13 protein-coding genes are annotated in these 15,281 nt (G+C 50.7%); 3 read left to right on the top strand and 10 right to left on the bottom strand.

Annotated features, from left to right (window positions below):
• The first annotated feature begins 436 nt into the window (after positions 1-436).
• On the top strand, positions 437-802 hold the full coding sequence (locus tag SK39_RS14570; protein ID WP_003024853.1) for a DUF805 domain-containing protein: 366 nt from the start codon (positions 437-439) through the stop codon (positions 800-802).
• Positions 803-911: 109 nt separating this feature from the next.
• Here the strand turns inward: SK39_RS14570 and yhaJ are convergent, their stop codons facing one another.
• Complete coding sequence (gene yhaJ, locus SK39_RS14565) at positions 912-1,808, bottom strand: DNA-binding transcriptional regulator YhaJ (RefSeq protein ID WP_003024855.1); 897 nt, start codon at positions 1,806-1,808, stop codon at positions 912-914.
• A 104-nt stretch (positions 1,809-1,912) separates the two neighbouring features.
• Between yhaJ and SK39_RS14560 the strand changes: the two genes are divergently transcribed.
• Together SK39_RS14560 and SK39_RS27150 are read left to right on the top strand one after the other, a co-directional pair.
• Positions 1,913-2,614 (top strand): pirin family protein, encoded by a 702-nt coding sequence (locus SK39_RS14560; RefSeq protein ID WP_032937309.1) that lies wholly within the window; start codon positions 1,913-1,915, stop codon positions 2,612-2,614.
• A 26-nt stretch (positions 2,615-2,640) separates the two neighbouring features.
• A complete protein-coding gene (locus SK39_RS27150) occupies positions 2,641-2,790 on the top strand; it encodes a hypothetical protein (protein WP_003841507.1) in 150 nt (49 codons plus the stop codon).
• A 54-nt stretch (positions 2,791-2,844) separates the two neighbouring features.
• Here the strand turns inward: SK39_RS27150 and SK39_RS14555 are convergent, their stop codons facing one another.
• From SK39_RS14555 to tdcA, 9 genes are all read right to left on the bottom strand, one after another.
• Positions 2,845-4,155 (bottom strand): L-cysteine desulfidase family protein, encoded by a 1,311-nt coding sequence (locus SK39_RS14555; RefSeq protein WP_003841509.1) that lies wholly within the window; start codon positions 4,153-4,155, stop codon positions 2,845-2,847.
• 24 nt (positions 4,156-4,179) lie between these two features.
• The gene (locus tag SK39_RS14550; RefSeq protein ID WP_016151027.1) at positions 4,180-5,511 is read right to left on the bottom strand and encodes an SLC5/6 family protein; all 1,332 of its coding nucleotides are present in this window, start codon (positions 5,509-5,511) and stop codon (positions 4,180-4,182) included.
• Between the two features lie 283 nt (positions 5,512-5,794).
• Entirely contained in the window at positions 5,795-7,159 is a 1,365-nt protein-coding gene (gene tdcG / locus SK39_RS14545) for an L-serine ammonia-lyase (protein ID WP_032950286.1), read from the bottom strand.
• Between the two features lie 87 nt (positions 7,160-7,246).
• A complete protein-coding gene (locus SK39_RS14540; protein ID WP_003024870.1) occupies positions 7,247-7,642 on the bottom strand; it encodes an enamine/imine deaminase in 396 nt (131 codons plus the stop codon).
• Positions 7,643-7,655: 13 nt separating this feature from the next.
• Positions 7,656-9,950, bottom strand: coding sequence for a formate C-acetyltransferase (gene pflB, locus SK39_RS14535; protein ID WP_048217115.1), 2,295 nt, complete (start codon positions 9,948-9,950; stop codon positions 7,656-7,658).
• A gap of 28 nt (positions 9,951-9,978) precedes the next feature.
• Positions 9,979-11,187, bottom strand: a complete 1,209-nt coding sequence (gene tdcD, locus SK39_RS14530; RefSeq protein WP_032950289.1) for a propionate kinase — start codon at positions 11,185-11,187, stop codon at positions 9,979-9,981.
• A gap of 31 nt (positions 11,188-11,218) precedes the next feature.
• The gene (gene tdcC / locus SK39_RS14525; RefSeq protein WP_003024875.1) at positions 11,219-12,550 is read right to left on the bottom strand and encodes a threonine/serine transporter TdcC; all 1,332 of its coding nucleotides are present in this window, start codon (positions 12,548-12,550) and stop codon (positions 11,219-11,221) included.
• A gap of 22 nt (positions 12,551-12,572) precedes the next feature.
• Positions 12,573-13,562: a bifunctional threonine ammonia-lyase/L-serine ammonia-lyase TdcB gene (tdcB, locus tag SK39_RS14520; RefSeq protein ID WP_003024877.1), complete on the bottom strand. Its 990-nt coding sequence runs from the start codon at positions 13,560-13,562 to the stop codon at positions 12,573-12,575.
• A gap of 98 nt (positions 13,563-13,660) precedes the next feature.
• Positions 13,661-14,599 carry a transcriptional regulator TdcA gene (gene tdcA / locus SK39_RS14515; protein WP_003024882.1) on the bottom strand — a complete coding sequence of 313 codons (939 nt, stop codon included), beginning with the start codon at positions 14,597-14,599 and terminating at the stop codon, positions 13,661-13,663.
• Positions 14,600-15,281 lie beyond the last annotated feature (682 nt).

The following is a 15,281-nucleotide window of genomic DNA, read 5'->3' as shown; positions in this document are numbered from 1 at the left end:
GAGCATTACAGCGATGACCCCGGTCCGGCTGAAAATCGATGAGGCGTTGACGGCTGACCGGGGCTGCCCGCAGGGATGCGGGCAGAGGGGACGGCCTGCATGGACGCAGGCTCGGCCCCGACCCGACAGGCAGACGGAATAAGACGAATACATCGCGCAGCGACGATTTTCCCGCCGGGAGCCTGGGTTGCAAGGGAGGCGGCGGTGAGCCTCCCTTGCCCGTTCACGGGTATAAAGATATCAGAGAAGCAACGCACATGAGGTGAACGGAACCCTGAGCAAGAATCACATGTTCACCATACATGCTTAACTGATCGGCATTGCCCGTTTGGAGGCCAAATAATTAACAACACAAATATTTACCAGCATTCCATTCGCAGCTATTCTTAATTTGATTGCTTTAAAAACAAGTAATTGAACGCAGAACGAGGCAAAAATGGATTGGTATTTAAACGTATTAAAGAATTACTTTGGTTTTGGTGGCCGCGCGCGTCGTAAAGAATACTGGATGTTTGTGCTGGTCAACATCATCTTCACGTTCGTGCTGGGCATTCTGGACAGAATGCTTGGCTGGGAACGCGCCGGAGGAGAAGGCATATTAACGACGATTTACGGGGTTCTGGTCTTTATCCCGTGGTGGGCGGTACAGTTTCGGCGTTTACATGACACCGACCGTTCAGCCTGGTGGCTGCTGGTGCTATTGATCCCGATCGTCGGCTGGTTGGTCATCATCATTTTCAACTGTCAAAACGGCACTCCGGGGAGCAATCGCTTCGGCGCTGACCCCAAACAGCTGTCCTGACGTAGTACGTATAGATGCCTGAAGGCGTTAGCTTATCAGGCCTACAACATATCTCCGTCCTGTAGGCCGGATAAGGTGCAATTGCACCGCATCCGGCGTAACAGTCAGGCTATTTACCCGCAAACAGCTTGGGAATTTCTCGCAGACACCAGGATTTCGCCTCGCCCATGCTGTCACGACGCCAGGCCATAATAATATCTATCTCGCTTGTCGATTCCGGACTAACGACCCGCAGTCGACCAGCTGCAATATCCTCTTCCACCAGCGGGTACGGCATTGTCGCTACGCCCAATCCGGCCAACAGCGCCTGACGTTTATCTTCTATCGTACTCACCGTCAGACGCGGCTGTTTATCCAGCAGTTGAACGGTCAACACCGGACGTTCACGTGCGGTATCCGCCACAGCGATCCCACGGTATTTCACGCGGGTGACTTCCGATAACGGTTCCGGCTCCTGGTGGATAGGATGATCCGGTGCCGCCACATACACGTTCATCAGCGAGTACAGCTTGCGCGAGTTGATTTCGGAAGATGAGCGAAAATGCATATCCGGCGCAATCACGATATCCGCCCGCCCCTGCTCAAGACGCTCCCACGCCCCGGCCAGAACTTCGGTAATGACGGAAAGCTGGGTATTGGCCTTCCCGGCCAGTCTGTCGATCAGCGGGAAAAACGCCGCCGTTGGCACCAGTGCTTCGGTAACGATAGTCAAATGCGTTTCCCATCCGCGAGCCAACGCTTCGGCATCGGTAGTCAGCTTATCCGCAGCTTCCAGCAGTACGCGCCCACGCTCCAGCAGCATACGCCCGACGTTAGTGAATTTTGTACGGTGGCCTGAACGGTCAAACAGTACCACGTCCAGCTCTTCCTCCAGCTTCTGCATGGTATAGCTAAGTGCGGAAGGCACGCGCCCCAGTTCGTCTGCGGCGGCGGCAAAGCTGCCGCGCCTGTCTATTGCGTCCATGACGCGTAACGCCTCAAGCGTTAAAGCCCTTTCTTTAGCCATCTCGTTCTCATTCAGGAAATTTGAACATACCGGGCAGAATATCTGGCTAACAATGCAGCGTCTAGCCATTTAACATAAAAGGAAGTAAAGAGAGGTCAAGAACTATGATTACTACCCGTACAGCCAAACAATGCGGGCAAGCAGACTACGGCTGGCTGCAGGCCCGTTATACCTTCTCCTTTGGACACTATTTTGATCCTAAACTGCTGGGTTATGCCTCGCTGCGTGTTCTGAACCAGGAAGTTCTGGCACCGGGGGCCTCTTTCCAGCCGCGGACCTATCCGAAGGTGGATATCGTCAATCTGATCCTCGAAGGGGAAGCGGAGTACCGAGACAGCGAAGGCAACCATATCAAGGCCAAAGCAGGCGAAGTTTTACTGCTCGCGACACAGCCCGGGATTAGCTATAGCGAACACAATATCAGCAAAGACAAACCGTTAACGCGGATGCAGCTCTGGCTGGACGCCTGCCCGCAGCGTGAAAACGCCTGCGTACAGAAAGCCACGCTGGGTACCGGTAAGCATCAGCTGCTGGCCTCGCCGGACGGTGAACAAGGCAGCCTGCATCTGCGCCAACAGGTATGGGTGCACCACGTTGAACTGCAGCAAGGTGAATCGCTGAGTTTTCAGTTACATGGGCCACGCGCTTATTTACAGTCGATTCACGGCAGATTCCATGCGGTGACATCTGGCGCCGAAAAAGAAGCGCTCACCTGTGGCGATGGGGCATTTATTCGTGACGAAACTAACATAACGTTAGTCGCCGATACCCAGCTGCGCGCTTTGCTGATAGATTTGCCCGTATAGTCAGGGAAAACAATGGAGTACGACTATTGAGCAAGAAATCATCAAAAAAACGCCAGCCGCAGGTTGAGCTGAAAAAACAGGAAACAGTTGCCTTCGGCTATGAAGAAATGCTGACAGAGCTGGAAGCGATTGTGGCCGATGCCGAGCTACGGCTGGAAGACGAAGAAGCCGCCTGAAAAGGCGGCTTAGACTTATGCCGGGTGGCGGCAACGCCTTACCCGACCTGAAGATTAATGCGCCTTACTGGCCATGATCTCAATGATCTGCTTGTCGGTTTCCTGCATCGAACGACACGCCAGCGCACACAGGTTAGCGATAGATTGTTCCACGTTATGCGCCACAATCCCTTCGTTTCCGGTTACGGCAGTATCATCCAGTGCCATCAGTACCGCTTTCCACGCCGCAGATGCGCTGGTTGAGACTTTCATCGCGCAGCTGTTTGAAGCGCCATCGCAAATCATTCCGCTCACGTCGCCAATCATGCTGCTGATCGCCATCGCGATGGTGTTGTAGCGGCCATCCACGATCCATGCCATCCCCGCTGCTGCGCCCATCGCCGCCGTGGTTGCTGCGCACAGCGCAGACAAACGAGGAAGCTGATGATGGATGTAGATAGCGCTCAGGTGAGACAACATTAGCGCACGTGCCAGTTTCTCCTCATCCGCGCCAAAGTGCTCGGCCACCACCATGACCGGAACAGTCGCGGTAATCCCCTGATTGCCGGATCCGGAGTTACTCATGGCCGGCAGCGTCGCCCCACCCATTCGCGCATCCGATGCCGCACTGGTGCGGATCAGAATAGAGGTGGAGAGATCGTTCGCCAGCAGACCACGCGCGCACTGCTTCTCAAGTGTGGTTCCGATGTGCAAGCCCCAGTTACCACGCAGCCCTTCCTGAGACAGCGCACCGTTCAGCTTTGCCGCATCAAGAATAAAGCGGATCGACTCAAACGGTACCGCGTTCACGAACGCCAGAATCTCTTCCAGCGAGGTGTGAGATAATACCGCCAGCGGCGACTCCAGCTCCTCTTCCTGAGCATTCTGTTCTGTGGTGAACACTACACCCTTATTGGTCTCGATGTGGACTATGTTGGTATGACCGCCCACAATCGTCACGCACGCCCATCCTTCAGCGCTGTAAACCTTCGCGCGGGAAAAGAGGATATCCTCGCAAGGCTCCTGCAGCATCACCGCGACCTTGCCAGCGCTCAACATCGCTTTCGCATCAGCGATCGCTTGGGGCGACGCATCTTTCAGTACCTCTAAACCGGCACGGGCATTTCCCCCCAGCGCACCCAGCGCCGCCGCGACAGGTAACCCGACCATTCCGGTACCCGGCACAGTAACGCCCATGCCGTTTTTCATCAGGTTCGGTGAGACCCACGCATCAATACGTTCAACCGCGCCGTCCAGCTCAGAGGATGCGACCGCAGCCGCCAGCGCCAGAGAGATAGGTTCCGTACAACCCAGCGCAGGCTTAACCTCTTCCTGTACCGCGCGGATAAAACTATCCCATAATGGATTCAATGTAGTCTCAAACATAACAACAACCTTTGCTCAGATAACTCAGGAAAATGCCAGGAACGGAGAAACGCACAGCAGCAGGCCCGTGATAATAATCAGATACAGGGAAGCGCCTTTGTATTTGTGCAGTGAAGGAACTTTGTAGACCAGCCAGGCCGGGATCAGACAACCCACCATGCCGAAGATAGGACTACAAATAGAGGTGAAGCTCAGTACCGGCGCATTGAGCACAATTGCACTCCAGGCCAGCAGGATGGCAAAAATCATAATGCCGCGCTGAACCAGGGTTTCGTTGATTTTCTCGGCTGGCATTTTGCGGCGCAGCACGTTCATTACGATCCCCTGAGTCGCTTCACGGAAACCTAAGTAGACGCCGAAGAAAGCGGTCATAACGGCAAAGATGTTCAAAACTACGCTGACGATTTTCACCCAACCAGCACCCGCACCGCTGATAAACTGCGCGGCAATCGCCAGAGCGGAAATATTCTGCTCATAAGCTTTAACCGCTTCGTCATGGCCCATCGCCAACGTGAAGGAAACGGCGTAGAAAAAGACGGTCACGAACAGAATACCGAACGCGATATTCATCGCTCGCAGGGCTTTATGGCGCGCCACTTCAATGGATTTGTTGCGAGAACGATACGAGATAACCATCGGGCTTAATGTCTGAATAAACAGAATTGAGGTCAGCGTAAATGGCAACGTTATGATCGCGTTTTTGATCAGCAGCGCCATCGGCGGCAGTAAACCTACGTTATACAAATGCCACATCCCAACCATCGATACGCCAAGCGCTGCCACTACCAGCAGTTTGGTCAGCACCATGCCGGTGGAGATTTTAAACAGCAGTTTTTCCCCGCGTGACGAGATGGCCACCAGGATGCAAATCAGCACCAGGCCATAGAACGGGCTGTCGGACAGTAAACCTTCAGTAACGCCAAAAGTATGCAGGTAAGAGGCGCTATCGTTGGTGATGGCGGTGGAGTAGACGAACATCCAGATTACCAGCATCACAAAGTACAACGCACCTAACAGGATGCCCCAGTTTTTACCCAGGTAACCGCTGATCACGCTTGGGTAATCTTTACATTCCGGGGACTCAGCCAGCGTATTGATAAACAGACGCTGGAACAGATACATGGCTGGGTAGCCAATGATAGAGGACAGCAAGAACACCCACAGCCCCATTAACCCGACCTGGACAGGAAGAAAAACAATCCCCGCACCAATCGCCATACCGATACTCATAATGACCCAGCCGGTGTCCATGCTGTCGAATTTAATGGCTTCACGCCATTCACTTTCGGTCATCCCCGCCCGACGCGCCGGAGCAGATGCGTCGAGTATTACGCTGTTATTCGTTGCCGTTTCCATAAAAATCTCGCTCAAAATGTAGGGTAAGGTTTTATTATTTTTCCGTTCCGCATCAATGCGATACGCGGTACGAGTCGTGCAGGCGAGTTCGTTAGAATGGAGAAATCATACGCCGAGGGTCAGAGAAAAACTTCACATAAATACCCACTCATTTCATAATGTTTAATAAAGTTTTTCTATTTTATATTTACAAAATGGGATTAATTTCTCTTTTTGAAGCGGATCACAACAAAAAAAAGGGCGCACTCAGGTGCGCCCAAAGGAGAAATAAACACAAATTTAGTTAAGTACAAATCACTTTGATAGCCAGACCACCACGTGACGTTTCACGGTATTTGTCGTTCATGTCTTTGCCCGTTTCATACATGGTCTCGATCACTTTATCGAGCGAAACGCGTGGCTCAGATGTTCGACGTAGCGCCATACGCGCGGCGTTGACGGCTTTTACCGCGTTGATCGCATTGCGCTCAATACACGGTATTTGTACCTGTCCGGCGACCGGATCGCAGGTCAGTCCCAGGTTATGCTCCATGGCGATTTCCGCCGCAATACACACCTGAGACGGGCTACCGCCAAGCAACTCTGTCAACCCGGCTGCTGCCATTGAACAGGCGACGCCAATTTCCCCCTGGCAACCCACTTCGGCACCAGAAATAGAGGCATTCATCTTATACAGCGCGCCTATCGCCCCCGCGGCCAGTAAGTAGCGGGCAATGGAGTTTGCATTCACCGGGCGGCGGAACTTGTCGTAATAGGCCAGGACAGCAGGGATAATCCCACATGCTCCGTTGGTCGGTGCCGTCACAACCCGGCATCCGGCGGCGTTTTCTTCGCTCACGGCCAGCGCGAACATGTTGATCCAGTCGATCACGTTCATCGGGTCGCTGGACAGGTTATCGCTGGAAACCAGCAACCGACGTAATGCCACGGCGCGGCGCGGGACGTTCAGTGGACCCGGCAGAACGCCTTCGGTGTTCATGCCTCGCTCAATTCCAGCGTGCATAACGTCCCAAATGGCAGCAAAGCCAGCATCGATTTCTTCTTTGCTGCGCATCGCCAGTTCGTTTTGCATCATCAGGCCGGAAACAGACAGCCCGTTGCGCTCGCACAGTTTCAGCAGTTCGCTGGCGGAATGAAAATTGTAGGGTACGTGTGCTTCAACATCATGCGCCTGACCAAATTGCTCCTCTTCAACGATAAAACCACCGCCGATGGAGTAATAGGTTTTGCTTAATAGCGTCTCGGTGCCGTTCCATGCGGTGATGCGCATACCATTTTCATGGCGCGGCAGCGTTTCGGTATGAAAGAGAATATTTTCGTCTGGGGAAAAATCGACAACATGCGTGCCCTCTGCAACCGGTAAACGTCCGGTACGGGCCACTTCCTGAGTAAAACCAGCGATAGAATCTATATTAACATTTTGTGGACTGTTACCGGCCAGTCCCATCATGATGGCGACATCTGTCGCATGACCTTTTCCGGTCAAGGAAAGCGATCCATAAAGATCGACCACAATATGCGTAGCTTTGGGGAGTTCCCCGCTGCTGACCAACAGATCGATAAAGCTTTTACCTGCGTTCATTGGCCCCACGGTATGGGAGCTGGAAGGTCCAATGCCAATCTTGAAAATATCGAATGCGCTAATCATATCCACACCCTCGGATTGCCGTTCAGTGAAGACCAGGTTTCACACTCATTAAGGATCGGGGCGATCCTGAGATCGCCCCGCAAGGGATTACAGCGTGTCGCCACGTACGGCGATGGCTTCAATCTCCAGCTTCACATCCTTGGGTAAGCGGGCGACCTGCACGCAGCTGCGCGTAGGGTAGATTGCCTTATGCTCATCAAAGAACTGCTGGTACACCTGATTGATGGTGGCGAAGTCGTTCAGGTCGGAAACGAAAACGGTGGTCTTGACGATATCGCTCACTTTCAAACCTGCAGACTCGACAATCGCTTTCACGTTTTCCAGGCTTTGACGCGCCTGATCGGATACGTTTTCAGCCACTTCACCGGTCTGTGGACACACCGGGATTTGACCTGACGTCAACACCATGCTGCCCAGATCCACACCCTGTACGTAAGGCCCGATAGCCCCTGGCGCACATTCGGTTGCAATAACTTTTCTCATAGTCCCTCCGGCGTCAGAGCGCCTGGGTGAAAGTACGTGAAATAACATCCTGCTGCTGTTCGCGGGTCAGCGCGTTGAAGCGCACCGCATAGCCAGACACGCGGATCGTCAGGTTCGGATAGTTTTCCGGGTGCTCAATGGCATCCATCAACATTTCACGGTTCATAACGTTAACGTTCAGATGCTGACCACCTTCCACATGCGCTTCATGGTGGAAGTAACCGTCCAGCAGACCGACCAGGTTGGTTTTACGCACTCCATCCTCTTTGCCCAGCGCTGCCGGTACAATGGAGAAGGTGTACGAGATACCGTCTTTGGCATAGGTGAACGGCAGTTTGGCGACCGAGGTTAACGACGCCACCGCACCTTTACGATCGCGGCCGTGCATCGGGTTTGCCCCTGGCGCAAACGGCGTACCTGCGCGACGTCCGTCCGGCGTGTTACCAGTTTTCTGTCCGTACACCACGTTGGAGGTGATGGTCAGAATGGACTGCGTCGGCACCGCGTTACGGTAGGTTGGCAACACTTTAATTTTCTTCATAAAGCGCTCGACCAGATCACAGGCAATACTGTCTACGCGCTCGTCGTTGTTGCCGTATTGCGGATAGTCTCCTTCGATTTCAAAATCAATCGCCAGACCGTTTTCATCGCGAATCGGTTTCACGCGAGCATATTTGATAGCCGACAGAGAATCCGCCGCCACGGACAGACCCGCCATACCACAGGCCATCGTGCGATAGACATCACGATCGTGCAGCGCCATCAGCGAAGCTTCGTAGCTGTACTTGTCGTGCATGTAGTGGATGATGTTCAGCGCGCTGATGTACTGCACGGCCAGCCAGTCCATAAAGTGGTCCAGGCTCTCCATCACCGTGTCGTAGTCCAGCACGTCATCCATCAGTGGTGCCGTTTTCGGCCCGACCTGGATTTTCAGCTTCTCATCCACGCCGCCGTTGATTGCGTACAGCAACGTTTTAGCGAGGTTGGCACGCGCCCCGAAGAACTGCATTTGTTTGCCGATAACCATCGGGCTGACGCAGCAGGCAATGGCATAGTCATCGCTGTCAAAGTCGGCACGCATCAAATCGTCGTTTTCATACTGCAAAGACGAGGTGATGATAGACACCTGGGCAGCGTACTTTTTAAAGGCGATTGGTAGCTGTTCAGACCACAGCACCGTCAGGTTCGGCTCTGGTGCCGGGCCCATGGTGTGCAGCGTATGCAGATAGCGGAACGAGTTCTTCGTCACCAGCGTGCGGCCATCAAGCCCCATACCACCGATAACTTCAGTCGCCCAGATAGGGTCGCCTGAGAACAGGGTGTCGAATTCCGGCGTACGCAGGAAGCGCACCATACGGATCTTCATAATGAAGTGGTCGATCAGCTCCTGCGCCTGCTGCTCGTTTAAAATCCCCGCTTTGAAATCGCGCTCAATGTAGATGTCTAGGAACGATGCGGTACGGCCCAGCGACATCGCGCCGCCGTTCTGCGATTTCACCGCAGCCAGGTAAGCAAAGTACACCCACTGCACCGCTTCTTGCGCATTACGCGCCGGGCGGGAGATATCGCAGCCATACTTCGCAGCCATTTCCTGCATTTGCAGCAGAGCGCGACGGTGCTCAGACTGCTCTTCACGCAGACGAATCGTGGCTTCAAGATTCTGGCCCCACTCCAGGTTCGACTGGAGATCGGCAAACTGCAGTTCACGCTCGCGCACCAGGTAGCGGATACCGTACAGTGCGACGCGGCGATAATCACCGATAATACGGCCACGGCCATAGCCATCCGGCAGACCTGTCAGTACGCCGGATTTACGGCAGCGCAGCATATCCGGAGAGTAGGCGTCGAATACGCCCTGGTTATGGGTTTTACGCAGTTCAGTAAACTGGTATTCAAAATCAGCATCCATCTCACGACCATAAGCATCAAAAGAGCTTTTGATCATGTTGATGCCACCAAACGGATGCAGAGCGCGCTTGAGCGGCTTATCCGTTTGCAGACCAACGATTTTTTCCAGTTCTTGTTCAATATAACCCGCATCATGCGCGGTTATCGTGGTAGCAATATTGGTATCGAAATCAACCGGCGCGTGCGTCGAGTTTTCAATACGGATGCCCGCCATCACTTTTTCCCACAATGCAGTGGTCGCAGGCGTTGCTTCGGCGAGGAAAGATTCATCCCCTTCATAAGGCGTATAGTTGTGCTGAATAAAATCACGGACATTAATTTCTTCTTTCCAGTCCGTACCTTTAAAGCCATTCCAGGCTTCGGCATACAGCATATCGCTGGTATCGATATTTACCTTCATGAAAAATAATCTCTCTGCTGAAAATTAATTATGCAAATTCTACTGATGTATTAATTTTGCCTAATGCAATGGCATCACGTGCAATCATTTTCTCTTCGTTTGTGGGAATTACCGCACAAACAACACGAGCATCTTTATTTGAGATAATTCTTTCGCCATGGGAATTTGGCAGACTATTCATTTCGTTGTCGATATTCACGCCTAAAACGGCAAGGTGCTCAATAACCAGACGACGAATTAATACCGAGTTCTCACCTATGCCACCGGTGAAAATAATCCCATCAAGACGATGCAGCGATGCAGCATGGCCGGCGATATGACGCGCGATACGATGCACAAACGTTTTAATCGCCAGCTGCGCACGCTCATGTCCCTCGTGCCAGGCTTTTTCTAACGTACGTAAGTCAGAAGACAAACCGGAAATACCCAGTAAACCGGACTCTTTATTCACTACGCGCTCAAGGTCACTCAGCGTCTGGTTGGTTTCGCTGGCAATCCACGCCATCGCGCCGAAATCAACGTCGCCACTGCGTGTCCCCATCATCAACCCTTCCAGCGGCGTCATGCCCATTGAGGTATCAACGCTCTGGCCGTTACGCACCGCACAGATTGACGCGCCGTTCCCCAGGTGAGCCACAACCAGACCCGAGTCATCACTCTGCAGGTCGAGAAGGTCATGCGCTTGCTGAGAAACATAGCGATGCGACGTACCATGGAAGCCGTAACGACGAACGCCCAACTCTTCGAAATATTTCCACGGTAAACCGTACAAATAGGCTTCAGGGGCCATCGTCTGGTGGAAGCTGGTATCAAATACCGCAACCTGCTGCCGGCCAGGGAAAAGGTGCTGAGCAGATTCGATCCCACTCAGGTTCGCATAATTATGTAACGGTGCTAGCGGCGATACCCGGCGGATATTATCGATAACTTCGTCAGTAATAATTGCTGATTCGGTAAAGATATTTCCGCCGTGGGCAATGCGGTGGCCAATTAAGGCCACGCTGTCCATTAAATTACGTTTCTCTAGTTCAACGGCAATTGCTTTCAATGCGTCTTCGTAGCTGTGGTGAGCCAGCTTAGCTGGCTCTCCTCCATTAATTGCTATGAACGCATTTTCAGAGTTAATACCGTCCGCGATTCCCGCCATTAAAACTTCACAGTTAGCTGCATCCAGCACTGAGAATTTAATGGAAGACGAACCACAGTTAATAACCAGTACTACCGGAAACTCATTCATTTCACTACTCCGCTCATCCTGAGCTTAAGGATTAAAACAGTTTGTAGACAATGTTCAGGATGGTCAGCAGACCAATCACGGTAACAAACACGTTATCCAGACGGCCACGGTATTTCGCCAGTGATGGCGCTTTACGGATGGCATACATCGGCAGCAGGCAGAGCAGAGAGGCAATAATCGGCGCGCCCATTGCTTCAATAAGGTCCAGGATGTTCGGGTTGGCGTAAGCCACAACCCAGGTGGAGCCCATGATGAAGATCATGCTGATGGTGTTCAGTTTGCCGGCGGAAACTTTGGTCTTATCGCCTTTGTAACCAAACTTCAGCACCAGACCGTTCAGACCTTCCAGCGTACCCAGGTAGTGGCCGAAGAACGATTTGAAGATAGCAACCAGGGCGATAATAGAAGCACCGTATTCCAGAACGGTCGCGAAGGTGGACTTCGTCCCGGACAGTGAAGCGAAGTGGTTCGCCAGATAAGACAGTACTGGAATGTTCTGCGCTTTCGCATCCGCCATGTTTGCCGGAGACAGCGTGAACAGGCAGCTAAAGGCGAAGAACATTACCACCGCAACCATCAGCATACTGGCGCGGGAGATGATTTTAGAACATTTCTGCTCGGTAAATTCGCGACCGAAATCTTTCTCATACTCTTCGCGTTTAGAGACCACGAAGGAAGAAACGATTGGCGAGAAGTTGAAAGAGAACACCATGATGGAAATACCCAGCCATACGGTAACCAGGATGCCGTCATGGCCAGTCAGAGCGATATTGCTGATATCAACCTGATCGATAACCGCAGAGTTCCAGTAAGGAATCAGTGACAGAGAGATAAGCACCAGGCTGGCAATGAACGGCCATACCAGGTAGCTCATCACTTTAACCATCAGATCTTTACCAAACCAGATGACGAATGCCATCAGCAGCAACAGGAACAGCGCCACGAAGCCACGGTTCAATGCTGGCATTTGCAGCTGGTTTTCCCAGAAGGTCATAAAGGTGTTGGTAATGGTGACGCCATAAATCCACAGCAGCGGACAAATCGCAAAGAAGTAGAGGAACGTGATAACCACGCCGCCCGTTTTACCAAAGTGCTCTTCAACCGTTTCTGTGATGTTACCGGAAGGATTAGAACCGGAAAGACACAGGCGTGCCAGCGCACGGTGGCAATAGAACGCGATGGGGTATGCTAACACCAGCATGATCAGAATGGGGATCAGTCCGCCAAAACCTGCGCGGATAGGGAAGAACAGCACCCCAGCGCCGATGGCTGTACCAAATAAACCCAGTGTCCAGGTGGTGTCCGATTTGCGCCAGGACGACTGTTTTGTCTGGCTGGATACAATGCTATCAGTAGTACTCATATCCTATCCTCAACGAAGTATATTAAGCGTCAACTAAACCAGTAATTTGAGATACACGAGAAAGGTCGATATTACCGCCAGAAATAATGCTGACTGTTTTTCTGTTCTGGATATAGCTATCTAATTTCCCGCTTAATAATGCTGCGCATGCCAGCGCACCGGCACCTTCAGTTACAACTTTATTTCGCTGAATTAATGCCACCATGCTGTTGCGAATTTCATCTTCGCTGACCAGGACAATGTCATCCACCAACTCACGAACGATTTCATACGTTAAAGTACCCGGGCGAGAGACGTCACAACCATCTGCCAGGGTGCCGGTCGTTCGGTGCGTGGTTATTTCTCCAGCGTGGAAAGAAGCCGCCATGCCGTGAACGTTTTCAGACTGCACGCCAATAATTTTAATGGTCGGGTTAATAGATTTAATTGCCACCGCAATACCCGCAATCAGTCCACCACCGCCAATTGGCACAATCACGTTATCGACATCGTACAGATCTTCCAGAATTTCCAGACCAATAGTGCCCTGACCAGCAATAACTTTCGGGTCATCATATGGTGGAATAAAGATACGGCCTTCCGTTTCCACAATCTCGCTAACCTTAGCGATGGTGTCGTTGAAGTTGTCGCCATGCAGCACAACTTCCGCGGAATAATCGCAGGTTGCCGCTACTTTAGACTTCGGTGCGCCTTTCGGCATCACCACTTTGCCGTCGATACCGAGCATGGCGCAGGAGAGAGAAACCCCTTGCGCATGGTTACCTGCAGAGCAAGCCACCACGCCCTTCATTCTTTCTGCTTCTGTTAAGGAACTGAGCTTGTTAAAAGCGCCACGGATTTTAAATGAACCGGTACGCTGCATGTTTTCAAACTTGAGGAAAATTTCCCCTTTGCAACGTTCACTAAAATAGTTAGAGCGAGGCATTCCCGTTTTATAAATTTTCCCCGCCAGTCTTTTTTTCGCTTCGAGGATATCTTCAATTGCAACTGGGAGATCGTATGTAATGTGCATTAGAACCTCTTACTAGGGTATTAAAGTAAATAGATAGCCGTGACCATTGTCAGATATAGACAGATGGCGTTTATTTTTTGTTAAAACAATTTCAATCTTTAATCAATTTCAATTAATTGCCTTCGTCTCCGACAATTATATGATGAATACTCTTTGGCTAATTCCACCAAAATAGATGCTGCTTTTTTAATTCGATAATTTTTCGACCACACGGCGGCATAACGCGCGACGGGTAAGGTTTCTTGTACCGGGATAGTAATAAACTGGTTTGAGCCAAACGGTGTGGTCATATCGCAGGGAATTACTGTTAAGAAATCAGCATTGAGAACAAGATTATAAATGGTGACGACGGAGTCAGTATTAACAATGTTTTCACTGCTGATGCCATTATTCTGTAACGTGGTAAGAAGTTCGCTGTAGTACCCCATATTCGTTTGTGGCAACACCCACTGTTCGTTTTTCAACGCGCTCAGCGAGGTGATGCCGGTGCATGTTCGGGACTTGCTGGCAACCAGGATAAAGTCTGACTCAAAGAGCGGCTCCACATGCAGATCGTGCAGTTTCATCTCATCGCTCAGCGTACCGATGGCAAAATCCAGACGCCCGTCACGGATTGCCGGTAAGAACGAGGAGAGCTGAGCTTCATACATAGAAACCTGTGCTTTCGGGAATACCTCTTTGAATTTTTTAATCATGCCGGACATGATGGTGAAGGCAATCAGTGAAGGAAAACCAAACGACACATCAACGACCGCATTGCTCGTCATGCTGTTCATCTCATCAACCATGTTTTTCATTTCACGGGTAATTGATTCAGACCATGAGAGCATCACCTGACCTGCCTGAGTCAATGTCACACCAGTATTTTTACGCACAACTAACTCAATACCAAAATAAGCCTCAACATCGTTGATGATTTTACTGACAGCGGGTTGAGTTAAACCTAATTCTTTTGCAGCTGAGCCGATAGAACCGCTTCTAATGACTTCCTGAAAGACCACTAAGTGCTGTGTTTTAGGGAGTGTAATAGTATTCATATCGACCTGCGTTAATTACTTTGTTGACGGCAGGAAGTGTACCAAATTAAGCAAACAAGGATATGTGCTACCCCTCACAAATCCCCTTGACTTACATTTTGTAAGACTATTATAAAAAATGAAACCACTTATGAATCATATAGATATGAAATACATATCTCACTTTACCCTGACTTTAATCAAAAAAAGATGGGGGGATAACGATTTTTTATGGCTATAACATCGCCATTTTATCTGTTATTTCTAAAAACCAGGAAAGGCTATATTTCAATCAATTACAGCGCAATTATCGGGCAGAATGACACTTAAATTTAATGAGTAATTTATCAAATATAATTATATTTTACCGTTTGTGGTGATTAAATAACGCCATGCATCACATTTTTTCGCCATATTTGTTTGTAAAGAAACATTGCGTTTATTAAAATTCAATCTAGACAATACAAATAATCATCATATGCAACATTACATTAACACTAATTTTGCACACTTTATTAGCGCGTAATTTTGTGATGGCGATCGATTGCGTTCGATTATTCTCGATAAAAACGTATCGCGCAGCGTTTTGTGCTAGCCATCACAAAAACGAAAATACCCCACAACGCATTCCCTCAAATAAAAGACGTTCAGCGCATAAATAAAGGTCAAATAAAGAGTAGATGAAGAGAAAATAAACGCCAGA

Source organism: Citrobacter sp. BIDMC107 (assembly GCF_001037575.1).
GTDB classification, from domain to species: Bacteria; Pseudomonadota; Gammaproteobacteria; order Enterobacterales; family Enterobacteriaceae; genus Citrobacter; species Citrobacter freundii.
This window is presented reverse-complemented; position numbering and strand designations above follow the sequence as displayed.

Bases quoted from the DNA above. Each gene is read 5' to 3' on its own strand.
- SK39_RS14570 (WP_003024853.1), top strand. From the start codon at position 437: ATGGATTGGTATTTAAACGTATTAAAGAATTACTTTGGTTTTGGTGGC.
- yhaJ (WP_003024855.1), bottom strand. From the start codon at position 1,808: ATGGCTAAAGAAAGGGCTTTAACGCTTGAGGCGTTACGCGTCATGGAC.
- SK39_RS14560 (WP_032937309.1), top strand. From the start codon at position 1,913: ATGATTACTACCCGTACAGCCAAACAATGCGGGCAAGCAGACTACGGC.
- SK39_RS14555 (WP_003841509.1), bottom strand. From the start codon at position 4,155: ATGTTTGAGACTACATTGAATCCATTATGGGATAGTTTTATCCGCGCG.
- SK39_RS14550 (WP_016151027.1), bottom strand. From the start codon at position 5,511: ATGGAAACGGCAACGAATAACAGCGTAATACTCGACGCATCTGCTCCG.
- tdcG (WP_032950286.1), bottom strand. From the start codon at position 7,159: ATGATTAGCGCATTCGATATTTTCAAGATTGGCATTGGACCTTCCAGC.
- SK39_RS14540 (WP_003024870.1), bottom strand. From the start codon at position 7,642: ATGAGAAAAGTTATTGCAACCGAATGTGCGCCAGGGGCTATCGGGCCT.
- pflB (WP_048217115.1), bottom strand. From the start codon at position 9,950: ATGAAGGTAAATATCGATACCAGCGATATGCTGTATGCCGAAGCCTGG.
- tdcD (WP_032950289.1), bottom strand. From the start codon at position 11,187: ATGAATGAGTTTCCGGTAGTACTGGTTATTAACTGTGGTTCGTCTTCC.
- tdcC (WP_003024875.1), bottom strand. From the start codon at position 12,550: ATGAGTACTACTGATAGCATTGTATCCAGCCAGACAAAACAGTCGTCC.
- tdcB (WP_003024877.1), bottom strand. From the start codon at position 13,562: ATGCACATTACATACGATCTCCCAGTTGCAATTGAAGATATCCTCGAA.
- tdcA (WP_003024882.1), bottom strand. From the start codon at position 14,599: ATGAATACTATTACACTCCCTAAAACACAGCACTTAGTGGTCTTTCAG.